General features: G+C 57.0%; 18 protein-coding genes and 1 riboswitch. Of the genes, 5 read left to right on the top strand and 13 right to left on the bottom strand.

Annotation, left to right across the window (positions count from 1 at the left end; translation table 11 throughout):
- Window positions 1–560: 560 nt before the first annotated feature.
- Both lexA and AB6T85_RS06285 read right to left on the bottom strand, forming a co-directional pair.
- A complete protein-coding gene (gene lexA, locus AB6T85_RS06290; protein WP_253456205.1) occupies window positions 561–1169 on the bottom strand; it encodes a transcriptional repressor LexA in 609 nt (202 codons plus the stop codon).
- 97 nt (window positions 1170–1266) lie between these two features.
- A complete protein-coding gene (locus tag AB6T85_RS06285) occupies window positions 1267–1641 on the bottom strand; it encodes a diacylglycerol kinase (RefSeq protein WP_301252092.1) in 375 nt (124 codons plus the stop codon).
- Window positions 1642–1769: 128 nt separating this feature from the next.
- On the opposite strand from AB6T85_RS06285, the gene plsB reads away from it, so the two are divergent.
- Window positions 1770–4199: a glycerol-3-phosphate 1-O-acyltransferase PlsB gene (gene plsB / locus AB6T85_RS06280; protein ID WP_253461154.1), complete on the top strand. Its 2430-nt coding sequence runs from the start codon at window positions 1770–1772 to the stop codon at window positions 4197–4199.
- A 60-nt stretch (window positions 4200–4259) separates the two neighbouring features.
- Here the strand turns inward: plsB and ubiA are convergent, their stop codons facing one another.
- The 8 genes from ubiA to pgi form a co-directional block, all read right to left on the bottom strand.
- Window positions 4260–5138, bottom strand: a complete 879-nt coding sequence (gene ubiA, locus AB6T85_RS06275; RefSeq protein WP_301252090.1) for a 4-hydroxybenzoate octaprenyltransferase — start codon at window positions 5136–5138, stop codon at window positions 4260–4262.
- The gene (gene ubiC, locus AB6T85_RS06270) at window positions 5139–5666 is read right to left on the bottom strand and encodes a chorismate lyase (RefSeq protein ID WP_253456214.1); all 528 of its coding nucleotides are present in this window, start codon (window positions 5664–5666) and stop codon (window positions 5139–5141) included.
- A gap of 602 nt (window positions 5667–6268) precedes the next feature.
- On the bottom strand, window positions 6269–6667 hold the full coding sequence (gene psiE, locus AB6T85_RS06265; RefSeq protein ID WP_253456218.1) for a phosphate-starvation-inducible protein PsiE: 399 nt from the start codon (window positions 6665–6667) through the stop codon (window positions 6269–6271).
- A gap of 148 nt (window positions 6668–6815) precedes the next feature.
- Window positions 6816–8903, bottom strand: a complete 2088-nt coding sequence (locus AB6T85_RS06260) for a YjbH domain-containing protein (protein WP_253456221.1) — start codon at window positions 8901–8903, stop codon at window positions 6816–6818.
- Window positions 8903–9652: a capsule biosynthesis GfcC D2 domain-containing protein gene (locus AB6T85_RS06255; protein WP_253456224.1), complete on the bottom strand. Its 750-nt coding sequence runs from the start codon at window positions 9650–9652 to the stop codon at window positions 8903–8905. Before AB6T85_RS06255 ends, AB6T85_RS06260 begins: the two co-directional genes overlap by 1 nt.
- Entirely contained in the window at window positions 9649–10290 is a 642-nt protein-coding gene (locus AB6T85_RS06250; protein WP_253456227.1) for a YjbF family lipoprotein, read from the bottom strand. The genes AB6T85_RS06255 and AB6T85_RS06250 overlap by 4 nt, the downstream gene beginning before the upstream one ends.
- A 79-nt stretch (window positions 10291–10369) precedes the next feature.
- Window positions 10370–10618, bottom strand: coding sequence for an exopolysaccharide production protein YjbE (gene yjbE, locus AB6T85_RS06245; protein WP_125290158.1), 249 nt, complete (start codon window positions 10616–10618; stop codon window positions 10370–10372).
- A gap of 643 nt (window positions 10619–11261) precedes the next feature.
- Complete coding sequence (gene pgi, locus AB6T85_RS06240) at window positions 11262–12911, bottom strand: glucose-6-phosphate isomerase (RefSeq protein ID WP_301252087.1); 1650 nt, start codon at window positions 12909–12911, stop codon at window positions 11262–11264.
- Between the two features lie 213 nt (window positions 12912–13124).
- On the opposite strand from pgi, the gene AB6T85_RS06235 reads away from it, so the two are divergent.
- The 4 genes from AB6T85_RS06235 (at window position 13125) to panS (ending at window position 18726) form a co-directional block, all read left to right on the top strand.
- Window positions 13125–14927 carry a cation:proton antiporter gene (locus tag AB6T85_RS06235; protein ID WP_369895060.1) on the top strand — a complete coding sequence of 601 codons (1803 nt, stop codon included), beginning with the start codon at window positions 13125–13127 and terminating at the stop codon, window positions 14925–14927.
- Window positions 14928–14979: 52 nt separating this feature from the next.
- A riboswitch (Lysine riboswitch) is annotated at window positions 14980–15173 on the top strand.
- Window positions 15174–15267: 94 nt separating this feature from the next.
- Entirely contained in the window at window positions 15268–16620 is a 1353-nt protein-coding gene (lysC, locus tag AB6T85_RS06230) for a lysine-sensitive aspartokinase 3 (RefSeq protein ID WP_253456236.1), read from the top strand.
- Between the two features lie 328 nt (window positions 16621–16948).
- On the top strand, window positions 16949–17641 hold the full coding sequence (aqpZ, locus tag AB6T85_RS06225; protein WP_253456239.1) for an aquaporin Z: 693 nt from the start codon (window positions 16949–16951) through the stop codon (window positions 17639–17641).
- 167 nt (window positions 17642–17808) lie between these two features.
- Window positions 17809–18726 carry a ketopantoate/pantoate/pantothenate transporter PanS gene (gene panS, locus AB6T85_RS06220; RefSeq protein ID WP_253456247.1) on the top strand — a complete coding sequence of 306 codons (918 nt, stop codon included), beginning with the start codon at window positions 17809–17811 and terminating at the stop codon, window positions 18724–18726.
- A gap of 33 nt (window positions 18727–18759) precedes the next feature.
- Here panS and AB6T85_RS06215 read toward each other — a convergent pair whose 3' ends face one another.
- From AB6T85_RS06215 to metA, 3 genes are all read right to left on the bottom strand, one after another.
- Window positions 18760–20385, bottom strand: a complete 1626-nt coding sequence (locus AB6T85_RS06215) for a Na/Pi cotransporter family protein (protein ID WP_253461156.1) — start codon at window positions 20383–20385, stop codon at window positions 18760–18762.
- A gap of 196 nt (window positions 20386–20581) precedes the next feature.
- Window positions 20582–24262 carry a methionine synthase gene (gene metH, locus AB6T85_RS06210; RefSeq protein ID WP_369895059.1) on the bottom strand — a complete coding sequence of 1227 codons (3681 nt, stop codon included), beginning with the start codon at window positions 24260–24262 and terminating at the stop codon, window positions 20582–20584.
- 106 nt (window positions 24263–24368) lie between these two features.
- Complete coding sequence (gene metA / locus AB6T85_RS06205; RefSeq protein WP_253456254.1) at window positions 24369–25298, bottom strand: homoserine O-acetyltransferase MetA; 930 nt, start codon at window positions 25296–25298, stop codon at window positions 24369–24371.
- Between the last annotated feature and the right edge of the window lie 232 nt (window positions 25299–25530).

The following is a 25530-nucleotide window of genomic DNA, read 5'->3' as shown; positions in this document are numbered from 1 at the left end:
TACAGATAATTGTAGTAGAAGATGGCAGGTTTGCACGGCGAGGCGGCGTATTTTTCTAAAAAAAAGCGAAGCGGCACGGGCCGGGCAGCAAAAATCGCGCGGGCTCGGATACTTAAGAAGCGGGAGAACAGAAGCGCTGAGGCGATTTTGCCGGTTCGATCGGCGGGGTTCAGGAAAAGACGGATGCAAACAGAGAGTAACTGCCCATACGGAATGCCAACACACAATAAACGCCAATGCGGAATACCAACAGGCAGTAAATATCATCGTGGGATACGAAAAGATAATAAACGCTAAATACGAACAGGAGCGGGCATCGATATATGTCGGACAGAACTACGATGGCTTGCGCTCCACAGAAGACATTCAGGCACGTTCAGACAATATGGCAGGGGCAGACAACAACCGTAGGTGCGGTCAGACAATATGGCAGGGGCATACAGCAGAAGGATTCAGACAATATGAGAGGTGCGAAATAAAAGCCGTAGGCGATACGCCCGCCGGTAGAAGCAAGCCTCTGCGTCATCGCAACGACGCAGAGGCGGCACGGCGTCTGGCTATTACAGCCAGCTACCGTTGCGGATCACGCCGACGGCAAGCCCTTCGATAGAGAAGGTATGCTCACGCAGATCCACCACAATCGGCTGGAACTCGCTGTTTTCCGGCAGCAGCTGCACAATGTTGCCCTGCTTTTTCAGGCGCTTGACGGTGACTTCATCATCAATACGCGCTACCACGACCTGGCCATTGCGCACGTCCTGGGTTTTATGAACCGCCAGCAGGTCGCCATCCATAATGCCGATATCCTTCATCGACATGCCGCTAACGCGCAGCAGGAAATCCGCGCCCGGCTTAAACAGATCGGGATCGACCTGGTAATGGCCTTCGATATGCTGTTCCGCCAGCAGCGGTTCGCCTGCCGCCACGCGGCCAATCAGCGGCAGGCCATCGACTTCTTCCATCATCAGGCGGATACCGCGTGATGCGCCGGAAACGATCTCGATAACGCCTTTACGCGCCAGCGCCTTCAGGTGTTCTTCAGCCGCATTCGGGGAGCGGAAGCCGAGCTGAGCGGCAATCTCTGCCCGCGTCGGCGGCATGCCGGTCTGGTTAATATGCTGGCGAATCAGGTCATAGACCTGCTGCTGCCTTGCCGTTAGTGCTTTCATCCCGCCCCCTGGTTGTTTATACAGTCGACTGTGAGTATATACAGGTATTTCGTCAATGAAAACCTCAAGCCGGATAAAAAACCATGGTGATAGCTATTTAGCCCGGCGGCTGGTGAGAAAGCAGAATCGTCAGCCAGACAAAAACCGCTAACAGAATAGCTAACAGCACGGCAGCTGAGCCCATATCTTTGGCGCGCCCGGAAAGCTCGTGGAACTCATTGCCCAGCCTGTCGACCACGGCTTCTATCGCGCTGTTGAGGATTTCCACAATCACCACCAGCGCGACGGAGCCAATCAGCATGACTCTGGCCAAAGGCGTCACGTCCAGCCAGCAGGCGATAATAATCGCCACTACCGCCGCAACCACTTCCTGGCGGAAAGCCGCCTCGTGTTGCCAGGCCGCCCGTAATCCTTTCCAGGAATACCCCGCAGCTTTAATGATCCGCGTTAAACCCGAGGCGTTATTTGCCATAATCAGGGAACCCTTTGTTCTGTTTAGCGTCAATGTCAGGGTAGCGCACATTTTGCAACACCACAGATCTCATGCAAGGATTCTGGTATGCTTGCGGCGCTTTGCTAACAAGAGGCTTTATGTTGTCTATGTCAGGTTGGCGTAACTTATATTACAAATTATTGAATTTACCGGTAAAAATGCTGGTAAAAAGTAAAGCGATCCCTGCCGAGCCGGTCGTTGAGCTGGGGCTGGATACGTCGCGTCCTATTATGTATGTGCTGCCATACGATTCAAAGGCCGATTTGCTGGCGCTGCGTGAGCAGTGTCGCAAAGAGGATCTGCCCGATCCTTTAGACCCGCTGGAGATCGACGGCACGCTGCTGCCCCGCTACGTCTTTATTCATGATGGCCCGCGCGTATTTCCTTATTACGCGGCCAATCCGGAATCCGTAAAGACGTTTCACGACTATCTGGATCTCCATCGCAGCAACCCGCTGCTGGACGTGCAGATGGTGCCCGTCTCGATTATGTTTGGTCGGGCGCCGGGGCGTGAAGTTCAGGGCGAAAGCCAGCCGCATCTGCGCGTGCTGAACGGCATTCAGAAATTTATCGCCGTCCTGTGGCTGGGCCGCGACAGCTTTGTGCGTTTCTCGCCGATGGTGTCGCTGCGCCGTATGGCAACCGAGCACGGCACCGATAAAACCATCGCCCAGAAGCTGGCGCGCGTGGCCAGAATGCACTTTGCCCGTCAGCGCCTTGCCGCAGTCGGCCCGCGTCTGCCTGTGCGTCAGGATCTGTTCAACAAGCTCTTACAGTCCAAGGCTATCGCCAAGGCCGTAGAGGACGAAGCGCGCAGCAAGAAAATCTCCCATGAGAAGGCGCAGCAGAACGCCATTGAGCTGATGGAAGAAGTTGCCGCAGATTTCTCCTACGAGGCAATCCGTCTGACCGACAGGATCATGGGCTGGACGTGGAGCAAGCTCTATCAGGGCATCAACGTCAACGGCGGCGAGCGCGTGCGTCAGCTGGCGCAGGACGGCCATGAAATCGTTTACGTGCCGTGCCACCGCAGCCATATGGATTACCTGCTGCTCTCCTACGTGCTTTATCACCAGGGCCTGGTGCCGCCGCATATCGCTGCGGGCATCAACCTGAACTTCTGGCCGGCCGGCCCGATTTTCCGTCGCCTGGGCGCGTTCTTTATTCGCCGCACGTTTAAGGGCAACAAGCTCTACTCCACCGTTTTCCGCGAATACCTGGGCGAGCTGTTCACCCGTGGCTATTCCGTGGAGTACTTTGTGGAAGGCGGCCGTTCCCGAACCGGACGCCTGCTCGATCCAAAAACCGGCACGCTGTCGATGACCATTCAGGCGATGCTGCGCGGCGGCAACCGCCCGATTACGCTGGTGCCGATTTACATCGGCTACGAGCACGTCATGGAAGTTGGCACCTATGCCAAAGAGCTGCGCGGCGCGACCAAAGAAAAAGAAGGCTTTATGCAGATGGTGCGCGGGCTGCGCAAGCTGCGCAATCTGGGCCAGGGCTACGTCAACTTCGGTGAACCGCTGCCGCTGGTGGCTTACCTGAACAAGCACGTGCCGGAATGGCGCGACGCTATCGACCCGATCGAATCCCAGCGTCCGGCCTGGCTGACGCCAGCGGTCAACGATATCGCCCAGCGCGTCATGGTGCGGATCAATAACGCGGGCGCGGCCAACGCCATGAACCTGTGCGTTACCGCGCTGCTGGCTTCCCGTCAGCGTTCGCTAACCCGTGAGCAGCTGGTGGAACAGCTGGACTGCTATATTCAGCTGCTGCGCAACGTGCCTTATTCGCCGGACGCCACCGTGCCGGACATGACGCCGGAAGCGCTCCTGGATCATGCGCTCAGCATGAACAAGTTCGAGATCGAGCAGGATAATATCGGCGAGATCATCGTGCTGCCGCGCGAGCAGGCGGTGCTGATGACCTATTACCGCAACAACGTTCACCACATGCTGGTGATGCCGTCGGTGATTGCGGTAATTTTGATGCAGCATCAGGAGCTGACGCGCGCCGAGCTGCTGCGCCAGGTCAGCGTGATCTATCCTATGCTGAAAAGCGAGCTGTTCCTGCACTGGGAAAAAGACGAGCTGCCGGGCGTGCTGGATCCGCTGGTCAGCGAAATGGCGCGTCAGGGTTTGTTGACCGCCGACGAGCAGACGCAAACGCTACGCCTCAGCCCTGCCCGTTTCCATACGCTACAGCTGCTGGCGGCCGGTGTGCGGGAGACGCTACAGCGCTACGCCATCACCTTTTCTATCCTCAGCGCCAATCCGTCGATCAACCGCGGTACGCTGGAGAAAGAGAGCCGCACCATGGCGCAGCGCCTGTCGGTGCTGCACGGCATCAATGCGCCGGAATTCTTCGATAAGGCGGTGTTCTCGACGCTGGTGCTGACGCTGCGTGATGAAGGCTATATCAGCGATACCGGCGATGCGCACTATGAAAGAACGCATAAGGTCTATCAGCTGCTGGCCGATCTGATCAGCCAGGAAGTGCGGATGACCATTGAAAGCGCGCTGACATACGAGTAGGTAAGAGATAAAAAAAAGGCCGGCGTGAGCATCACACCGGCCTTTTTTATTGGCTGTCGATCAGCCAGAAAACGGCGCACAGCTCAAAGCGATGCCGACAAACAGGATCAGCCCCACATAGTTGTTATTCAGAAAGCCACGAAAACAGGCATCACGTTCGCGAGCGCTAATCAGCTTTTGCTGATAAATAAACAGCGTCGCCGCCGCCAGCAGCGAGCAGTAAAAAGGCGTACCCAGCTGCATCAGCCAGCCGATGGCGGCCATCAGCCCCAGCGTGGCCAGCTGCAACAGGCCGATAATCAGCTTATCAAAACGGCCAAACAGGATGGCGGTGGATTTGACGCCGATTTTTAAATCGTCATCCCTGTCCACCATCGCATACTGCGTGTCGTAAGCGACCGTCCAACAAATATTGGCGAAAAACAGCAGCCAGCAGGCCAGCGGCACCGTTTCGCTGACCGCCGCCCAGCCCATCGGAATGGCCCAGCCAAACGCCGCGCCCAGCACCACCTGCGGCAGATGGGTGTAGCGCTTCATAAACGGATAGATCCACGCCAGCGCCAGGCCGCCAAAAGAGAGCAGGATGGTCATCAGATTCATGGTCAGCACCAGGCAAAACGACACCAGCACCAGACCGCCAAACAAAAATTTCGCCTCCGTCGAGGTGACTGCGCCGCTCGGTAGCGGCCGCGATCGCGTGCGTTTGACGTGTCCGTCTATCTTGCGATCGGCAAAGTCGTTAACCACACAGCCCGCCGCGCGCATAAAAAAGACGCCCAGCGTAAACACCACCAGCACGTTGAGCGGCGGCACGCGCAGCCCGGCCAGCCATAGCGCCCAGAAAGTCGGCCACAGCAGCAGCAGCGAGCCGATTGGCTTATCAATCCGCATCAGGCGACTGTAGGCCTGAAGCTTACTGACAGGTAAAGATTTTTCCATCTACTTCTTCCTTTCGGCCTGAACGGCGTGATAAAGCGGCGCAGGCGGTAAAAACAGTTCGGTCAGCAGCAGCGGCTTGCCGGAAAGGCGCAGCAGCGAGCGGCGACCCCACAGGTCGTGGCTGCGTCCCGGTTCGATAAAATCGCGGCTGAGCGTCGACGAGGCGAAAAGATAGCGCCCCAGCGGCTGGCTGCCAAGCTGTTGCAGCTTCTGCTCCGGCCCTTGTAGCGTGGATTCCGGCAGGATGGTGCGGGCCGCCAGCCAGGCTTCGCCATCGCCGCACAGCAGGATTTCCCGCAGCCAGTAGCGCGGCTCTTCAGGCAGCAGCAGCGCATCCGCGCCGGCCTCTTCCGCCCCGATAAAGCCCTCGCGCAGGATCTCAACGGTAACTTTTTCGCAGTGGCGTTCAAAGCGGCGGGTCATGGAATCTTCTTCCATCAGCCAGTCAAGCAGCGACGGCGTCAGCTGGGGCGAAGAGAGTGGAAGCCATTCGATAGCGTGCAGCTGCGTCAGCGCGCGGTTGGTCATTGCGCTTCTCCGGACAGTAAAATGGGGCTAGCGTAGCACAAGGCAAAAGGCGTTAAACAGAATTTTAACAGGATAGCGAAGCGGAAAGCCGCCCCGGTAGGACGGCCTCCTGGCTTACTTGCCTGCTGCGTTAACGATCACCGTGATGGAATTATGGGACAGCTCCCACTTCCCTTCTCCGGATGACCACAGCGCACCAGAAACAACGAGCACGATACAAAGATACCGTTTCATTGTGCGGCCCTGCTAAAGGCCGCTTCGCAATGCCACCACCGGAGATGTAACTGCGAATGCAAGCACTTGGGAGTACTTGCGTTTACGGCCGTTGGAAATCCTTTTCCCAATCCGGTGCCCGCTTGCTTAAGACGGCGAAAAGGCCCGCCCGCATTGTACGCTAAACAAGCAGTTTGTACACTTGACAGACATTCTTCAAAAGGACATTCTATGAGCACTTGGGAGTGCTTGCGTTAAATCAGCAATCAACCTGCTGGCAAGGCCGCTTACCTGGCCAGCGCAAAAAAACCGCCGTTAAAGGCGGTTTTTTTGTTTCTGCCCTTGGGCGAAAAGCTGCCGCTTCGTCAGCCCACAAAGCGTCTTCCTGCCTATTCGCGTTTCAGGCGGTTGCTGTTCGCCAGCCACAGCGTCACCACCAGGATCAGGATCGCGACAGAATAGGCCAGCGTGTCGAGCGGATTCTTATGATCGACGATGATCAGGCGGATAATAGCCGTGATGCCGATATACACAAAGTAGCGCAGCGGGAAGTGGTAGCCGGACTGGAAGTACTTCACAATCAGCGCAATAAATTCAAAGTACAGAAAGTAGATCACAATCCCTTCGATCAGCAGATACGAAGAGGTCTGCTCGCCGGTATTCAGCAGCACGTTGGCCAGATGAAACGTCTCTTTTCCTAAAAAAACGGCCAGAATACCGGCCAGTGAAATCAGGCCTACGTTCAGCACCATCTGTAAAAACCAGGCAATACGCGTGGCGTTAATCATTATCATCCTCTGCAAATACGATTTCCCGTCAGATCATCCTGACCGCCACAATATGCTTTAGTGTGAGCTGCTTCACAAGTTTTCCGCAGGCCAGCCGCCCGCAACAGGCATAAAAAAAGGGGCGAAAATTCGCCCCTTGCTGTGCACCCTAGCGGAAGTCTTTGTCCCGATCGGTGGTCATATCGTAAAGCTGATACTTGCGGCCCAGCATCTGACCGCCGTCGCGCGTCAGCGGCGTCCAGTTGACCTGCGCGCGTCCACGCGTCGGCGAAGCGGTAAACAGATCCATCGGAATAGAAATGTAGAAGCCTTTGGTGAAGTCGCCTTCGCCATACTCCTCCGCCGAAACGTTGGTTTTGGTGGCGTAAGCGCCGACGATCACGCCACTGTCGAACTGACGGGAAACGTCCAGCGTCGCCCCTTTGTCCTCGGCCAGATACTGACCCACGCTCGCCTTCACCAGCACCTGATGGTTAAAGAAGGAGGGACGCCAGTAGGCGGTCAGATTACCGACTTTCGCATTGTAGTCGGTGAACTGCATCATGTTGTCCCAGTCGCGCTGCTTGACGTAGTTAGCGTCAACGCCGAACGCCCAGTCGGAATCAAGCGGACGATAAAGGAGTTCGCCGCCCACGCCGCCATACATCGTTTCCAGATAGCCGCCGTAAACCTGCCCGTAAAAGCCGTTGCCCAGGGAGTGCATATAGTTGGCTTGCAGGTTATTTACGTAGACGTTGTTGTCAACATAGTCGCGGATATGGGTACGGACGCGCGGCAGCGAGGAATCGGCCGGCGCGCCGTTATAGGTGAACTTATCGTAATTGTTCGCCAGGTTGCCGAAGACGCTGCCGTCCACCAGCAAATGATCGGTCAGCCAGTAGTTGGCGCTGGCCATCACGCCGACCTGGTACAGATAGAAGCTTTCCGGCCCGCCGACGGACTGGTTCAGCACCGGTGACAGGCTGGCGTTAAAGCGATCCGCGTCGATGTAATAGCCCTGCTCGGTATGGCCAGGATCGGACGGGTTAACCCGCTTCTGATCCAGCATTTTTTCTTTGCCGAGCGGATAGCCTTCCAGCTGCTGACGCAGGCTGTCGGTGCTGGTTTCCGTAGTGACCTGCGGCATATTGTTGCGCGTTTCGGTCACGTTCAGTTTTTCGATGTTCTGCGGCAGCGCATTCATCATGATCACATTGGCGCGATCGATCCCTTCCTGGGTATTGCGATATTTTACCTGCTGACCGGAAACATAAAGCGTGTCGCCCTTCACCTGAATTCTTGGCCCCACCAGGCCCGCATTATATTTCAGGTCGGTCAGCTGGTTCGCCACCACCGTCGGCTCGAGGAATTCGCCCTGCGGCTGTGGATTATAAGCTGGCTTAGGCGCATCCACCGAGGCGGTATGCAGATCGTTGAAGTTGGTGCGCAGCGTAAAGCCCGCCATCAGCGTGTTGCCACGCTCGTAGCTGACGTTAACGTCGGCCCAGTCGGTAATGCGATAAATAGCCCCAACGTTGACTTTACTTTTCTGCTCCAGGCGACCGGCAAAATCATCCTGATAGTCGTTGCCTTCGTATTCCACCTTCAGACGCAGCGGCTGCCATGGCGTCTGGTATTCAATGCCGCCGAAAATAGCCGCCGGGCCTTTAAACAGATCTTTGTCGCTGACCGAACCGGCGGTGCCGTTGGTGTTGGAGCGGTAGCAGTAGCTGCTGTCCGCCTCGCAGAACGGGTTTTTGACCGTGCCGCTGTTGCCGAGATAGCCGAAGCCCAGCCCGACGGTGAAGTCAAACGGCCCCCAGGCTTTGCTGGCAACCATATATTCGCTGTCGAACAGTCCTGTACCGCCCAGGTCGCGCGCGCCGACGGAGACTTCCGGCAACCAGTAGCCTTCCTGCCACAGTCGCGCTTTAAGATCGAACGCCTTGTCTTTATAGGACTGGCTGCCGCTGAAGCTTTCCACGGCGCTGTAGCGACGGGTTTTCACGTCGGTATAGCGGATGGTGGCTTCCAGCCACGGGAAAAGCTGCACCGAGGAGGAATAGAAGCGGTACTGATCGTTATAGCGGTAGTTCAGGCTGAATTCGCCATCTTTCGCCATACGCGCCGTCGGCACCTGCAGCAGGCCCACGCCGCCAAAGTCGGACTGCGATGGCCCGACAGGATCCGCAGCCTGAGCCTGGCAAGCGCAGGCCACGGACATCGCCAGCAGGCTGAGAAGGTAAGTTTTTTTCATCAGTCAGGGATCCGGTGCGTCAAAACAGAAATAATTTGCTGGTTAAGATCCGGGCCGTCAGGCAGCGACCAGGCAGAAAAGCCAACGTAAATGATGCTGCCCGCGTCGGGTTCAACATCGCGGCGATTCCAGTAGGCGACCGGCACCTGCTCGGTTTTGCCGGTAGGCGCGATCAGCGTGACGAAATTGCGCTCGCCGCCGTCCAGACGCTCGTGGTCAGCCAGATAGTCAACCACGCTGCGGCCCGCCACCCAGGTTGTTTTGCCGCTGTTATTCGCCAGACCGGCGATCGTCAGGCTGCCGGGTTTTTGCAGCGTATAGACGCTGTATTCACCCTCCAGCCGACGGTTCTCTTCAGGGCGCAGGCGCACCCAGTCCGGATCGAGGTTCACAATCTGACGACCCGTGACCTTAATGGCGGCAATCTGCTGGTAAAGGTTATCGACAACCGCGGCTTTTTCGCCGTCGTCGTCGGCACGTAATTCCGCGCTCCAGCTTTTCAGACGCGCCAGCAGCTGCTGCTGTTGCTGTACCGCCGCTGCCGTCGCCAGCTTTTCGCTGATAACCGTGCCTGGCCACCAGGTACCTGCCAGCGCGGGGCTTGCCGTCAGCTGCGCCAGGTTCTGTGCATGGCTGACCAGCGCAGTTTCGCTGCGATCCGGCGAGAAGACGGTGACTTCGCTGTCGGCGCACACGTTCAGCGACACGCAGGCGGCGAGGCCTGCGAGGAGATAAGTAATATTTTTCATGATTTTGCAGGCTTCAGGATGGTGGTTTCAACGGAGACGTCGTCGCCGCCCAGCGTCTGCCGCGACTGGCGAACCTGGCCGGTAGTCGTGTCGATCCAGAAAATATTGCGCCAGGTTTTACCGTCGGCCGTGACCTCTTCCTGCCAGACGCGGCAGGCGACGCGGTGCCCTGTCAGGTCAAGTACCTCATCCTGCAAACGCGTAAAGCGCGATACCGCCGTCGCGGCGTGGAAGCGGCCCGCTGCCGACCAGGTCAGTTGGCGTGTCCAGCCTGCGCCATCGGTCAGATGCAGCGGATCGGCCAGCGGATCCTGAGCAAGGTTGCTCACCTCATGCAGGTTGTCCGCCAGGCCTAACGTTTTCACTACGCGGCCATGCTGCGTGACGATCATGGTGCGATCGCGCGTGATCCATTTTTGCTGGCCGTTTTCGTCAAAGCCCAGCACCACAAAAATACGCTGGCCGTTGTTAACGCGCAGATACATGCTGGCATAGGGCAGGCCTTCGACCTGCTCTGCCGTTACCTCGACGTCGTCCGGCCCGAGCAGAGCGAGTTTTACCGTCTCCCCCAGGCTTTTTTGTGTTTGTGTGCAGCCCTGGGCAAGCAGGCATAAAAGCAGCAGTGGTAGGTAGCGCACTGGTGTAAGTTCCTGAATGAAGTCTGAAAATATCAAAAAATAACCACACAAGCGTGTGGTTATGATTAATTTACTGCACTTAACGAGTGGTGCTGGTGGTGGTAGTAGTCGTGGTTCCGGTGTTGGAACCGTTACCGCCGCTGCTTGCTGCCAGCGCCACGCCAACCAGCGCGCCAAGCGCGCCCACACCCACTGCCGTGGTCGTCCCGGCGGAAAGGGTTCCCGCCGAGGCGCCCGCTGCGGCACCGGCCTCTTCAGGCGCGGCAAACGCGGCGGAAGCAGTCGCTAAGTACGCTACGGCTGCAGCAGCACATAAGACTTTTTTCATACAAAATCCTTCATAGAATGAATGGATAACTCGCCTGAAAGATTTCAGACCGGCTCATTATAAGGCAATAAATTACCAGAATTCAGGACGGTTAAACGCGCTGGCTGCTGCCGCTTCGCTGTGTGAAACAGAAACATTTTTGGAGGGATAAGGCAACAATTGGTCAATAAACTCGTTATATCGCTATTTATCGCTGCCATAACGCGACAAGTTAGCGCCATTCACTACCGATTGTGATTAAAACGGCCGTTTTATGGGCAGAAAATGCGGCAGCGCGCTTTTTCTGTTAAAAGTGCAGTTTTTCAGTGAGTTAAATGTATTTACTCAGCGTTTTAAGCGGATCGAACGAGAATACGTTTCGGACTATTCCTGCCATAAATTGACTTAGTGGCCTGAAATTTAAGAATTTCCTTAGTCAGGCAGCAGGTCATTCAGCAATTATTGGAAGAGGAATTAACCTTAAACTCTGTTACAGCGCCGCATTCGTCAGGGCCAGCGGGAAACCGCGTCGCTGTCAAACAGGACCACCAGTAGGTAAAGATGGATCTGATAAACGCATTATGCAGCTAAAAAAGGCCGGCGCGATGGCCGACCTTCAGACTTTGCGCTGCGCCAGCAGAGAGCCGGACGCGTGTCAGCTGTTTCAGCCGCGCCAGTTTTTGTAGCGGTTGATCAGGCCGTTGGTGGAGCTGTCATGGCTTGCCACCTGCTCGCCGCCGGAAAGCTCAGGCAGGATGCGGTTAGCCAGCTGTTTACCCAGCTCCACGCCCCACTGATCGAAGGTGAAGATGTTCAGGATAGCGCCCTGGGTAAAGATTTTGTGCTCGTACAGCGCAATCAACGCGCCCAGGCTGAACGGGTTGATTTCACGCAGCAGAATGGAGTTGGTCGGACGGTTCCCTTCAAACACTTTGAACGGCACGATATGCCCGACGGACTGGGCATCTTTGCCCGCATCAGCGAACTCTTTCTCTACCGTTTCGCGAGATTTGCCGAACGCCAGCGCTTCGGTCTGTGCGAAGAAGTTAGAGAGCAGCTTGGCGTGATGATCGCCCAGCTGGTTGTGGCTGACGGCCGGCGCGATAAAGTCGCACGGCACCAGCTTGGTGCCCTGGTGGATCAGCTGATAGAAGGCGTGCTGACCGTTGGTGCCAGGCTCGCCCCAGATGATCGGGCCGGTTTCATAGCTGACAGGGTTGCCGTTGCGATCGACATATTTGCCGTTCGACTCCATATTGCCCTGCTGGAAGTAGGCGGCAAAACGATGCATGTACTGGTCGTAAGGCAGGATAGCTTCGGTTTCGGCACCGAAGAAGTTGTTATACCAGATGCCGATCAGCGCCAGGATCACCGGCAGGTTTTGCTCCGCAGGCGTGTTGGCGAAGTGGTTGTCCATCGCGTGGGCGCCGCTCAGCAGCTGCTCGAAGTTATCGAAGCCAATGGACAGCACGATAGAGAGGCCAATCGCCGACCAGAGCGAATAGCGGCCGCCGACCCAGTCCCAGAACTCAAACATATTGGCGGTGTCGATGCCGAACTCGCCCACGGCTTTGGCATTGGTAGAGAGCGCGGCGAAATGTTTCGCTACGTGCTGCTCGTCGCCCGCCGCCTTCAGGAACCAGTCACGCGCGCTGTGGGCGTTGGTCATGGTTTCCTGGGTGGTGAAGGTTTTTGACGCGACCAGGAACAGTGTGGTTTCCGGGCTGAGATCTTTTACCGTTTCCGCGATATGCGTGCCGTCTACGTTAGAGACGAAATGCATATTCAGATGGTTTTTATACGGACGCAGCGCCTCGGTAACCATAAACGGCCCCAGATCGGAACCGCCGATACCGATGTTGACCACGTCGGTGATAGCTTTACCGGTGTAGCCCTTCCACTCACCGCTGATGATGCGATCGGAGAACGACTTCATCTTCTCCAGCACCGCATTGACTTCCGGCATCACATCCTTGCCATCGACCATAATCGGCTTGTTGCTGCGGTTGCGCAGGGCAACGTGCAGCACGGCGCGATCTTCAGTGCGGTTAATTTTTTCCCCGGAGAACATGGATTTGATAGCATCCTGCAGCTCGGTTTCTTTCGCCAGAGCCTGCAGCTTGTCGAGCGTTTCGCTGGTGATGCGGTTTTTAGAGAAGTCCACCAGCATTTGATCGTCGAAGGTGGCGGAAAATTTGCTGAACCGATCGGCATCTTTCGCGAACAGGTCGGCAATCTCTACGTCTTTCATCTCTGCAAAATGCTGCTGCAGCGCTTGCCAGGCAGCGGTTTGTGTCGGATTGATATTTTTCATAGCAACACACTCTTTTTATTTAAGAACCGTAAAACAGACCGGGCGCCATGTTACCTGTTACGCGTTTTTCGCACGCCTTTCCCTGCAACAGGTGACGGCTATCAGAGGAGAAGTTTTCCTCTCTTTTGCCCGGGGCTATTTATAATTCAGGCGGCGGGGTGAAACCCGATGCGTTTCAGTATGACTATTCTTGCCCTTTAAAGGAAAAATTTTATGGAGCTTTCTGCGCCACTCCTGTTGGTTATCATTGGATTAAGCTCGCTCGTGGCCCAGTGGCTGGCCTGGTTGCTGCGTTTACCGGCCATTTTACCGCTGCTTGTTTTCGGCATTCTCCTGGGGCCGGTCGGTCATGTTTTGCAGCCGGATGCGCTGTTTGGCGCTCTGCTGTTCCCGCTGGTTTCTCTCTCGGTAGCGATCATTCTGTTTGAAGGCGCGTTGACGCTGCGTTTCGACGAGATCCGTGGATTGGGCAAGGTGGTGCGCAATCTGGTCACAATCGGCATGTTTATCACTTTTCTGGCTATCGGCCTCACCTGCTGGCTGCTGCTCGACTTCCCGCCCGAGCTGGCGGCGCTGGTCGGCGCCGTCACGGTCGTCACCGGCCCGACGGTTATCGCTCCGCTGATGCGCGTGGTGCGTCCGAATAAGGCAATTAATCAGATCCTGCGCTGGGAAGGCATTGTGATCGATCCGGTCGGCGCTATTTTCACGCTGCTGGTGTTTGAATTCATTGTGCTACAGCAAAAAGCGGAGTCGCTGACCCATCTCTTCTGGACGTTCGGCCTGACCGTGGTGGTCGGCACCGTCGGCGGCGCGCTGTTCGGCTGGCTGATGGGCGTCGCGCTGAAGCGCGTCTGGCTGCCGGGCTATCTGCAAAACTTTGCGGTGCTGGCCGTTACGCTGACCGCTTTCGGCGCGTCGAACGCTATTGCCGACGAGTCGGGCCTGCTGACCGTCACCGTGATGGGGATCTGGCTGGCCAATATGCGCGATGTGGATTTGAGCGAGATTATCGCCTTTAAAGAGGAGCTGTCGGCGCTGCTGATCTCCGCGCTGTTTATTATTCTGGCCGCCAGGCTGGATCTCGGCGCGCTGCTGGCGATGGGCTGGCCGCTGCTTGGCCTGCTGCTGGTGGTGCAGTTTATCGCTCGTCCGCTCTGTATCGCGCTCTCCACGTGGGGTTCCTCGCTCTCCTGGCGCGACAAGCTGCTGCTGAGCTGGATTTCGCCACGCGGCATCGTGGCGGCGGCAGTCAGCTCGCTGTTTGCGCTGACGCTGGAAAAAACCGGCTATGAAGGCGCCAGCCGGCTGGTGACCGTGGTGTTTGCGGTGATTATCGGCACCGTGGTGCTGCAAAGCCTGACCAGCTCGTTCCTCGCCCGTGCGCTGCGCGTGCAGCAACGGGAGCCGCGCGGTATCCTGATTATCGGCGCGAACAGCGTCGCCCGCGCGCTGGCTGCCGCGCTGCAAAAGCTGGATCTGCCCGTGCTGGTGACGGACAGCAGCTGGGAATATTATCGGCTGGCCCGTATGGAAGGCATTCCCGCTTACTACGGCAACGCCTGGTCGGATCATGCCGAAAACTTCCTCGACCTTAGCGAAACGGCCCAGGTGCTTGCCCTGTCGCCCAATCGCCATCAAAATGCGCTGGCCGTTTACCATTTCAGCCATATTTTTGGTAACAACAACGTGGCGGCTATTCGTTCGGGCGCCGCGCTGAAAGGCCGCCGCGACAGTGAAAGCCCGCGCTTTCGCCGTCATGAAGTGCTGTTCAGCCAGGAGCATACCTATGCCCGCCTCAGCAGCCTGCTGGCGAAAGGCGGCGTAATCAAAGCGACGGGCCTGAATGAAAATTTCGGCTGGGAAGAGTATCTGGAAAAGAATCAGAACGCGCTGTTGCTCTTTGTGCAGGACGAACAGGGCAAGCTGAAAATAGGCGACGGCCAGCCGCCCGTGCTGCCCTGTACGGTGATCGCTCTGGTACAAAATGAATCATCGGCCAGTTCCGGGGATTGACAGCAAGGCAATAACCCGGTATTTCTGGGCGGCTAGCTGCGCATCTGATGCGCAGGCCAGAAGAGGCGCGTCGCCCAGGCAGTGTGTTGGAGGAACCGAATCCGTAGAAAACACATCAGGGGGAGCGACGCCGAGGTACAAACCATGCGGTATGGGGCGTATCGGCTACAGGGGCTGAATCCTCTGGGTTGTCACCACGATCGTCCGCCGGGCGGACGATTTGCAAGGTGGAGCGCTTCTGGGTGACTCGTAGTAATCCCTTTTCTACGTCTGCCCCGTTTCTGCTCTTCCCTTGTGCCAAGGCTGATAGATTTTAACCTGACACGAGGTATGTCAAGACATGTCCCAATCATTGATCGTGGCGAAGTTCGGCGGCACCAGCGTTGCCGATTACGCCGCCATGAACCGCAGCGCCGACGTGGTGCTGGCCGATCCGAATGTGCGCGTGGTGGTGCTTTCCGCCTCTGCGGGCGTCACCAACCTGTTGGTTTCCCTGGCGGAAGGCCTGGAGCAGGAGCAGCGTGCTTATCAACTGGATGAGATCCGCCGCATCCAGTACGCCATTGTTGACCAGCTGCCGCATTCTGAAGTGATTCGCGACGAAATCGATCGCGTGCTGGAAAACATCACCATGCTTTCCGAAGCCGCCGCGCTGGCTACCTCAACCGCGCTGACCGATGAGCTGGTCAGCCACGGCGAACTGATGTCCAGCCTGCTGTTTGTAGAGATCCTGCGCCAGCGCGAAGTGGCCTCCGAGTGGTTCGACGTGCGTAAAGTGATGCGCACCAACGACCGCTTTGGTCGCGCAGAGCCGGATGTCGCGCTGCTGGCGGAACTGACGCAGGCACAGCTGGCGCCGCGGCTGGGCGAAGCGCTGATCGTGACCCAGGGCTTTATCGGCAGCGAGCCGAAAGGCCGCACCACCACGCTGGGTCGCGGCGGCAGCGACTATACCGCCGCGCTGCTGGGCGAAGCGCTGCACGCAAGCCGTATCGACATCTGGACCGATGTACCGGGCATCTATACCACCGATCCGCGCGTGGTGCCGACGGCGAAACGCATTGATGAAATCACCTTTGGCGAAGCGGCGGAGATGGCGACGTTTGGTGCCAAGGTGCTGCATCCGGCCACGCTGTTGCCTGCCGTACGCAGCGATATTCCGGTGTTCGTCGGCTCCAGTAAGGATCCGGCCGCTGGCGGCACGCGCGTCTGCAACGAAACGCAGGATCCGCCGCTGTTCCGCGCGCTGGCCCTGCGCCGCAAACAGACGCTGCTGACGCTGCACAGCCTGAATATGCTGCACGCGCGCGGCTTTCTGGTTGAGGTTTTCACCATCCTCGCGCGCCATAATATCTCGGTCGATCTGATTACCACTTCGGAGGTAAGCGTTGCGCTGACGCTGGATACCACTGGCTCCACCTCCAACAGCGATGGCCTGCTGACTCAGGCGCTGCTGACCGAGCTCTCTTCGCTGTGCCGCGTAGAGGTAGAAGAGAATCTGGCGCTGGTGGCGCTGATCGGCAATCAGCTTTCCAAAGCCTGCGGCGTCGGCAAAGAGGTCTTCGGCGTGCTGGAGCCGTTTAACCTGCGCCTGATCTGCTATGGCGCAAGCAGCTATAACCTCTGCTTCCTGGTGCCGGGCAACGACGCCGAACAGGTGGTGCAGGCGCTGCATAAAAATCTGTTTGAGTAAGCGTGGAAGCCGGGCGGAAGCCCGGCTTCCAGATTGCTGACAAGCCTGCGGCGCCCTGCCGTTTTCGCAGCAATACAGCCGACCTTCATCAGCCCAATGGTGGCCTGATAGCCTGAAGGCTTATTATCAGCCTTGCCCGCTTTTTTACTTTTCTTGTTTTTCCCTTTCATCGCTTTACTCAGCGAGCGCTTATCTTTTGATCTGGCTCAAGCCAGTCGCTAATAAAGCCGCAGATCCGTCCGCAGACAGCATATTCTCCGTTCCGTTGATTTTCCGGTTGGACAAGCCAGGGATAATCGTGGCGTTAAATCAAATAATGGAGCAAAACATGCGTAGGTTAGTCGCTGAATCGCTGGGAACCTTTGTGCTGGTTCTCGGCGGCTGTGGTAGCGCGGTATTAGCCGCGGCTTTTCCCGAGCTGGGAATTGGTTTTGTCGGCGTATCGCTGGCGTTTGGCCTGACCGTCCTGACGATGGCTTATGCCGTAGGGCATATCTCGGGCGGTCATTTTAATCCGGCGGTAACCATAGGGCTGTGGGCCGGCGGCCGTTTTCCCGCGTCGCAAATCCTTCCCTATGTGCTGGCGCAGGTTGTGGGCGGCGCGCTGGCGGCAGGCACGCTTTATCTGATCGCCAGCGGCAAAGCCTCTTTTGACGCGGCAGCCAGCGGTTTTGCCGCCAACGGCTACGGCGAGCATTCGCCCGGCGGTTTCTCTCTGCTGTCCGGCATGATTGCGGAAGCCGTGCTGACCGCTATTTTCCTGATCGTTATCCACGGCGCGACCGACAAACGCGCGCCGAAGGGCTTTGCGCCCATTGCTATCGGTCTGGCGCTGACCCTGATCCATTTGATCAGCATTCCGGTGACCAATACCTCGGTTAACCCGGCACGCAGTACCGCCGTGGCTATCTTCCAGGGCGGCTGGGCGCTGGATCAGCTATGGATGTTCTGGGCGATGCCGCTCGTCGGCGCGCTGGTTGGCGGCCTGATTTACCGCGTTCTGCTGGAGGAAAAAGCGTAACGCCTGCCTGGCGGGCCGCTGCTGGCCCGCCCTTTTCCTGCGTCTTTCCCGCCGCTGTCCGCTCGTCCTTCCTTTCCCATCGGCTAATGCTATGATTCGACGACCGCTTTTCCCCCGTTCCGGGAAAACGGCATTTTGTAATCACAACATCAAAAGGAAGTCTGGCTATGCTCGCCACCGTTACCCGACTGTTCCCGTTATGGGCAGTCCTGCTTTCCCTTGCTGCCTGGTACACGCCAACCCCCTTTCTGGGTATTGGCCCCTGGGTCACTTATTTGCTGATGCTGATTATGTTTGGTATGGGCGTCACGCTGAATATCAACGATTTCAAACGCGTGCTGACCCGACCGGCACCGGTTATCGCCGGCACGTTTTTGCACTATCTGGTGATGCCGCTCGCCGCCTGGGCGCTGGCAAAACTGTTTAAGATGCCGCCGGATCTGGCAGCGGGCATGATCCTGGTTGGCAGCGTCGCCAGCGGCACCGCTTCCAACGTGATGATCTATCTGGCTAAGGGCGACGTGGCGCTGTCGGTGACCATCTCGTCCGTCTCCGCACTGGTAGGCGTGTTCGCCACGCCGCTGCTGACTAAGCTCTACGTGGATACGCATATTCAGGTGGATGTCGCCGGGATGCTGCTGAGCATCGTTAAAATCGTGGTGGTGCCGATTAGCATCGGGCTGATTGTCCATCACACGCTGCACGGCGTGGTGCGCCGCGTGGAGCCTTATCTGCCCGCTTTTTCCATGGTCTGCATTCTGCTGATTATTAGCGCCGTCGTAGCGGGCAGTCAGGGCTTTATCGGGTCGGTGGGGCTGGTGACGATAGCCGCAGTGATCCTGCATAACGCTATCGGCCTGCTGGGCGGCTATTGGGGCGGCAAGCTGTTTGGCTTCGATGAATCCACCTGCCGCACGCTGGCGCTGGAAGTGGGGATGCAAAACTCCGGGCTGGCGGCGACGCTGGGCAAGCTTTACTTCTCACCGCTGGCCGCGCTGCCGGGCGCGCTGTTCTCGGTCTGGCACAATCTTTCCGGCTCGCTGCTGGCGGGCTACTGGTCCAGCAAACCCATCAGCAAAAAATAGCGTTTCTCCCCCGCATTGTCGCGGGGGCTTGCGTTATTCCTCATCCCTGGGATCGTCAGGCTGCTCCAGCACGCTGTAGGCAACCGCGCAAAATAGCGAGTTCAACCTTTTCATATCGCCCAGCAGGCCCAGATGCAGCGAACTGGTTTCTATACTCTGCACGTTTTGCTGATGCAGACGATCGACATGCTTATGCGAATAGCGGCGAGTTGTAATGCGGAAACGGTGCTTGGCGCGCCGCAGCCGCTTAGCGCTGGTTACGTCATGTGATAAAAATACCGACAGGCTCAGACGCAGGTTGGCGTTGAGCTGCTCAAGCAGCGCATCCAGTTCCGCCAGGCCCTCCACCGAAAAAGCACGGCGCGCATTCAGCGATTTATCCACCACGTCGCCGCTCATGCGCTCCAGAATATCGCCCGCCATTTCCAGGTTCAGCGCCATTTCGATGATTTCCGCCCAGCGCCGCGAATCCTCTTCCGGGAGATCTTCTTTCGGCATCTGCGCCAGATAGAGTTTGATCGCGGTATAAAGTATGTCAACGTCGTCGTCCAGCCGCCGGATTTCCCTTTCCTCTCGCAGCTCGCCGTGCATCACTTTACTGAAGCTGGTCAGCATCTGTTCCAGCACGTCACCCATGCGCAGCGTCTCTCTTGAAGCGTTCGCCAGCGCCAGCGCGGGCGTATCCAGCGCGCTACTGTCCAGATGTTTCGGCTTCAGGCGCAAATCCGTTTCCGGCTCTTCACGAATAATTCGCTGGCACAGATCGGCCATCAAATCGGCGAAAGGCACCATCACCAGACAGCGGATCAGGTTGTAGAAGACGTGGAAAAAGATCACCAGCTCTTCGTCGTTAACCGGCAGCTTTTGCAGCCAGTCCGCCAGCAGATCGATGAAAGGCAGCACTATCAGCGAGCCGATAAATTTGAACAGCAGACTGCCCAGCGCCACCTGTTTCCCTGCGGCATTGGAGCCGCTGTTGTTCAGCATCGCCAGCAGGCCGCTGCCCAGATTCGCGCCGATCACCAGGCACAGCGCCACTTTAAAAGAGATAACGCCGGTCGCGGTGAGCGTGGCGGTGATCAGCACCGCCGCCAGACTCGAATAGCTGATAATGGCAAATACCGCGCCAATCAGCGAGTCCAGCATTACGTCGCCGGTGAGCGAAGAGAAGATTACCTTAACGCCTGCGGCCTGGGTGATTGGCGTCGCCGCCGCGACGATCAGCTGTAGCGCCAGCAGGATCAGCCCCAGCCCGATGCTGGCGCGGCCAAGCTGCCCGGCGCGCGTCTGTTTGCGTCCCAGGAAAAAGACCACGCCAAAGAAAATAAACAGCGGCGACAGCCAGGAAAGATCAAAGGTCAGGATGCGCGCCATGAGCGCCGTCCCCACGTCCGCGCCCAGTATGATCACCAGCGCGGGCGTCAGCGCCACCAGCTCCTGCGCCACAAACGAAGTCACCAGCAGCGTGGTGGCATTGCTGCTCTGCACCAGCGCGGTGACGCCGATGCCGGCCACAAAGGCCATCGGCTTTTTCGCCACGCTGCGGCTGAGCACGCGGCGGAGATCTGCGCCGTAAACTCGCATAATGCCGGTACGAACAATATGCGTTCCCCACACCAGCAGCGCTACGGCAGAAAGTAAATTAAGCAGGGTCAGCACCGATATTAACCTCACGGATTTTCACGAATAAAAGCTTTAGTCCTGATGAGCGACCGTCGCCTTAAGTTTAGTCGCTCTGGCGAAAAAGCTTTTTTATCAGCGTCATATTATTGAAATGGCATCGCGCGACTGGCGCTGGCTGAAGAGCAGGCGGGAGAAAAGCAGGGCAGATCCTGTTATCTGCCCCCGGCATTGGTCAGTCGGCGTCATAACCCAGGTTTGAGGCCAGCCAGCGCTCAACTTCGCTCACCGACATCCCTTTGCGCTGCGCATAATCTTCTACCTGATCGCGTTGCAGTTGAGCGACCGCAAAATATTTGCTTTGCGGATGGCTGAAGTACCAGCCGGAAACCGATGCGCCCGGCCACATGGCAAAAGATTCCGTCAGCCTCATGCCGGTATGGGTTTCAACATCCAGCAGCTGCCAGATGGTCGCCTTCTCGGTGTGTTCCGGACAGGCGGGATAGCCGGGCGCGGGACGAATGCCCTGATAGTTCTCACGGATCAGCTCTTCATTGCTCAGGTTTTCCGTAGGCGCAAAGCCCCAGATGACCTTACGAACTCGCTCATGCAGATATTCCGCGAACGCTTCCGCCAAACGATCTGCCAGCGCTTTCACCATGATTTTGTTGTAATCATCATGAGCGGCGTCATAGGCTTCCGCCAGCGAATCTTCCTCCAGGCCGCCGGTAACGGCGAACGCGCCCAGATAGTCGGCTTTGCGGCTGGCAGCCGGTGCCACAAAATCGGCCAGGCAGTAGTTCGCAAAGTCCGTTTTTTCCGTCTGCTGACGTAAGTGATGGCTTACTTGCAGAACGTCGCGGCGTGCTTCGTCGCGATAAATATGGATATCGTCGCCGACGCGGTTAGCCGGAAAAATGCCTACTACGCCGCGCGGTGTAAGCGCCTGCTTCGCGCTCAGCTCGTCCAGCATCGCGTTCGCATCGTCAAAAAGCCGTTTCGCCTCAACACCCACCACTTCGTCTTCCAGAATGCGGGGATATTTGCCAGCCAGCGACCAGGTCATAAAGAACGGCGTCCAGTCTATATAGTGCCGCAGCGTTTCGATGTTAGCGCTTACTTCGCTTATGCCCAGCCGGTGCGGCACGGGCGGCGTATAATCTTCCCAGTCCAGCGCCAGGGCATTAGCCCTTGCCGTCGCCAGCGAGACCGGCGGCGTGCGCGGCTTTTTACGACCGTGCTGGATGCGCACCGTTTCATACTCTTTACGCGTGCGGGCCACGAAATCGTCACGCTGCGTGGCGGAAAGCAGCGCTGAAACCACGCCAACCGTGCGCGAGGCGTTTTGCACATAGACCGTTGGGCCGCTATAGTTTTGCTCGATTTTAACGGCCGTATGCGCTTTGGACGTGGTTGCGCCGCCGATCAGCAGCGGCAGCGTAAAGCCCTGCCGCTCCATCTCTTTCGCCACGTTGACCATCTCGTCCAGCGACGGCGTAATCAGCCCCGACAGACCGATGATATCGGCATTTTGTTCTCTGGCGGTTTTAAGAATTTTATCGCCGGGCACCATCACGCCCAGATCGACGATTTCGTAGTTGTTGCATTGCAGCACCACGCCGACGATATTTTTACCAATGTCGTGAACATCGCCTTTTACCGTAGCGAGCACGATTTTGCCGTTGGTGCGGCCCTTCTCTTTGCTCGCCTCAATATAAGGCTCCAGATAAGCCACTGCCTGCTTCATTACGCGCGCGGATTTCACTACCTGCGGCAGGAACATTTTGCCTTCGCCAAACAGGTCGCCGACCACGTTCATGCCCGCCATCAGCGGCCCCTCGATTACTTCAATCGGGCGACTCGCCTTCTGGCGCGCGGCCTCGGTATCCTCTTCAATAAATTCGGTAATGCCTTTAACCAGCGAATACTCCAGCCGCTTTTCCACTTCCCAGCTGCGCCATTCTGCCTGCGGCTTGTTTCCGTCGTCCGCCTTGCTGCCACGATATTTTTCCGCCAGCGTCAGCAGCCGCTCGGTGCTGTCTTCACGCCGGTTAAGCACCACGTCTTCTACCGCGTTGCGCAGATCTGGCGCCAGGTCGTCATAGATGGCCAGCTGACCGGCATTGACGATCCCCATATCCATACCGTTGCGAATAGCGTAATAAAGGAAAACCGCGTGGATAGCTTCACGTACCGGATCGTTGCCGCGAAAGGAAAAGGAGACGTTGGAGACGCCGCCTGAAATCATCGCGTGCGGCAGCTCTCGCTTGATATCTTCACAGGCGCCGATGAAATCCATCGCGTAGTTGTTGTGCTCTTCAATGCCGGTAGCGACCGCAAAGATGTTGGGGTCGAAAATGATATCTTCCGGCGGGAAGCCAACCTCTTCCGTCAGGATCTGATAGGCACGACGGCAGATAGCGATTTTGCGTTCGCGGGTATCCGCCTGGCCGATCTCATCAAACGCCATCACAACCATTGCCGCGCCGTAGCGCCGCACCAGACGGGCATGATGAATAAAGGCTTCGATGCCTTCCTTCATCGAAATGGAGTTAACGATGCCTTTGCCCTGAATACACTGCAGGCCTTTTTCAATCACTTCCCATTTGGAGGAGTCGATCATCACCGGCACGCGCGCAATATCCGGCTCACCGGCAATCAGGTTCAGGAAGCGTACCATCGCCGCCTCCGCATCCAGCATCCCCTCGTCCATATTGATATCAACGATCTGCGCGCCGCTTTCCACCTGCTGCAACGCCACTTCCAGCGCCTCGCTGTACTTCTCTTCTTTGATCAGACGCTTGAATTTTGCCGAGCCGGTAACGTTGGTGCGCTCGCCGACGTTGACGAACAGCGTTTCAGCGCTGATGTTCAGTGGTTCAAGACCGGAAAGACGACAGGCCACGGGCAGATCCGGCCGCTGGCGAGGCGTAACGCCCTCTACCGCGGCGGCCATTGCGGCAATATGTGCTGGCGTAGTACCGCAGCAGCCGCCGACGATATTTAAAAAGCCCGATCGCGCCCATTCACCTATCTGCTCCGCCATAATGTCCGCGTCCAGATCGTATTCACCAAAGGCGTTAGGCAGGCCCGCATTGGGGTGCGCGGTCACGTAGCTTTCCGCAATGCGCGACAGCTCCGCCACGTACTGACGCAGCTCGTCCGGCCCCAGCGCGCAGTTCAGGCCGAACGACAGCGGCTGCGCATGACGCAGCGAATTATAAAAAGCTTCGGTAGTCTGTCCCGAAAGCGTACGGCCGGATGCATCGGTAATGGTGCCGGAAATCATCAGAGGCAGCGTAATGCCCTGCTCGTCAAATTCGCTTTTTACCGCGAAAATGGCCGCTTTGGCATTTAACGTATCGAAAATGGTTTCGATCATAATAATATCAACGCCGCCCGCCATCAGTGCCTTTGTTGATTCACGGTAGGCTTCGACCAGCTGATTGAAAGTGATATTACGGAAGGCAGGATCGTTAACGTCCGGCGAAATCGAGCAGGTGCGGTTAGTTGGCCCTAAAACGCCTGCAACATAGCGTGGTTTTTCTGGCGTGCGGGCCGTCCAGGCATCGGCGCACTCACGGGCCAGCTTTGCGGCGGCAAAGTTGATTTCCGCCGACAGCGAGGCCATATGGTAATCCGCCATCGCAACAGGGGTGGCGTTGAACGTGTTGGTTTCCAGAATATCTGCGCCCGCCTGTAGATAGGCGTGGTGAATGTCGCTTATCACATCAGGCCGCGTCAGCACCAGCAGGTCGTTATTACCCTTTAAATCGCTCTGCCAGTCGGCAAACCGCTCGCCGCGAAAATCCTCTTCGCTCAGACGATAGCTCTGGATCATGGTGCCCATGCCGCCATCCAGCACCATGATGCGTTTTGCCAGCTGCTGATGCAGCGCTTCTGTTCTGTTGCCCACTGTTGCCTCTTTCTCACCTGCGGCACGATGCCGGCAATCCATACTGGCACAAGTTTTCATCACGTAGAAGCATCCGACTGGCGGTCTGGCAAAACGCCCTGCGCTACTATTCCAGCGTTGGGTTCATATGACGCAGATCGAACGGCGTGATCTGGTAAACGTAGTAGTTCAGCCAGTTTGAAAACAGCAGGTTGCCGTGGCTGCGCCAGCTGGCTCGAGGCGGCAGTTCCGGGTTGTCCTGTGGGAAGTAATTACAGGGTACCTCCGGATGCAGCCCGGCTTCGTAGTCACGATGGTATTCGCCGGACAGCGTCAGCGCATCGTATTCCGGATGGCCGGTGACGAAAGCCAGACGCTTGTCTTTGCTGGCGAACAGGTAAGCGCCCGTCTCTTCTGATTCGGCAAAAATTTCCAGATCCGTGTAATCGCGCAGCAGGTGCGTCGGGAAATCCGCATAGCGTGAATGCGGCGCCAGAAAAGTATCGTCGAAGCCACGCGTTAACAGAGCGTGCGGATGCAGAATACGATGCTCATAAACGCCCGATAATTTTTTATCACGCGTTTGTTTAGGGATGCCGTACAGGATATTCAAAGCAGCCTGCACCGCCCAGCAAACAAAAAGCGTGGAGGTAACGTGCTCTTTAGCCCAGTGGAGAACGCGCTGGATCTGCGGCCAGTACGCCACATCGTTAAAATCCACCAGGCCCAGCGGTGCCCCGGTAACGATCAGACCATCGTAGTTATTGTCCTGAATATCCTCAAAATTACAGTAAAAGTTGTTCAGGTGCTCCACAGGCGTATTGCGTGACTCGCGGCTGTCGACGCGCAGAAGTTGAATATCTATTTGCAACGGCGAGTTAGAAAGCAGGCGTAAAAACTGGTTCTCCGTCTCGATTTTTTTAGGCATCAGATTCAAAACCAGCACTTTTAACGGGCGGATTTCCTGAGTGCTGGCCCTTGTAGAGGTCATCACAAATACATTTTCATTACGCAGAAAATTCACGGCTGGTAATTCATCGGGTACCCTAATCGGCATCGTTTACTTCCTCGGCTAACCATTTATACGTTTAGACATCCAGACAGCCAAAGATAGCGGGTCAGGCGCTGAAAGTCGAGATGAGATGAAGTAGTTGAAAATGTTTCATCACAGACGCAAAGGTTAAAGAATATACCGGATGACGGAAATATAAGCGTAAAAAGGGAATGCCAGGCAGGAAGTGAGAGGGGAATAAAGCCTGTAGCTCTTGAATCGGTTATCAAAAAGTTTC

Source organism: Erwinia aeris, assembly GCF_041224955.1.
In the GTDB taxonomy this organism is placed as follows: Bacteria; Pseudomonadota; Gammaproteobacteria; order Enterobacterales; family Enterobacteriaceae; genus Erwinia; species Erwinia aeris.
Note: the sequence above shows the minus strand (reverse complement) of the source record. Positions and strands in the feature narration are given on the sequence as shown.

What these genes read in the sequence shown, in the direction of transcription:
- panS (WP_253456247.1), top strand. Translation starts at nt 17,809, where the DNA reads ATGCTCGCCACCGTTACCCGACTGTTCCCGTTATGGGCAGTCCTGCTT.
- aqpZ (WP_253456239.1), top strand. Translation starts at nt 16,949, where the DNA reads ATGCGTAGGTTAGTCGCTGAATCGCTGGGAACCTTTGTGCTGGTTCTC.
- lysC (WP_253456236.1), top strand. Translation starts at nt 15,268, where the DNA reads ATGTCCCAATCATTGATCGTGGCGAAGTTCGGCGGCACCAGCGTTGCC.
- ubiA (WP_301252090.1), bottom strand. Translation starts at nt 5,138, where the DNA reads ATGGAAAAATCTTTACCTGTCAGTAAGCTTCAGGCCTACAGTCGCCTG.
- plsB (WP_253461154.1), top strand. Translation starts at nt 1,770, where the DNA reads ATGTCAGGTTGGCGTAACTTATATTACAAATTATTGAATTTACCGGTA.
- yjbE (WP_125290158.1), bottom strand. Translation starts at nt 10,618, where the DNA reads ATGAAAAAAGTCTTATGTGCTGCTGCAGCCGTAGCGTACTTAGCGACT.
- lexA (WP_253456205.1), bottom strand. Translation starts at nt 1,169, where the DNA reads ATGAAAGCACTAACGGCAAGGCAGCAGCAGGTCTATGACCTGATTCGC.
- metA (WP_253456254.1), bottom strand. Translation starts at nt 25,298, where the DNA reads ATGCCGATTAGGGTACCCGATGAATTACCAGCCGTGAATTTTCTGCGT.
- AB6T85_RS06285 (WP_301252092.1), bottom strand. Translation starts at nt 1,641, where the DNA reads ATGGCAAATAACGCCTCGGGTTTAACGCGGATCATTAAAGCTGCGGGG.
- pgi (WP_301252087.1), bottom strand. Translation starts at nt 12,911, where the DNA reads ATGAAAAATATCAATCCGACACAAACCGCTGCCTGGCAAGCGCTGCAG.
- psiE (WP_253456218.1), bottom strand. Translation starts at nt 6,667, where the DNA reads ATGATTAACGCCACGCGTATTGCCTGGTTTTTACAGATGGTGCTGAAC.
- AB6T85_RS06255 (WP_253456224.1), bottom strand. Translation starts at nt 9,652, where the DNA reads ATGAAAAATATTACTTATCTCCTCGCAGGCCTCGCCGCCTGCGTGTCG.
- AB6T85_RS06260 (WP_253456221.1), bottom strand. Translation starts at nt 8,903, where the DNA reads ATGAAAAAAACTTACCTTCTCAGCCTGCTGGCGATGTCCGTGGCCTGC.
- AB6T85_RS06235 (WP_369895060.1), top strand. Translation starts at nt 13,125, where the DNA reads ATGGAGCTTTCTGCGCCACTCCTGTTGGTTATCATTGGATTAAGCTCG.
- ubiC (WP_253456214.1), bottom strand. Translation starts at nt 5,666, where the DNA reads ATGACCAACCGCGCGCTGACGCAGCTGCACGCTATCGAATGGCTTCCA.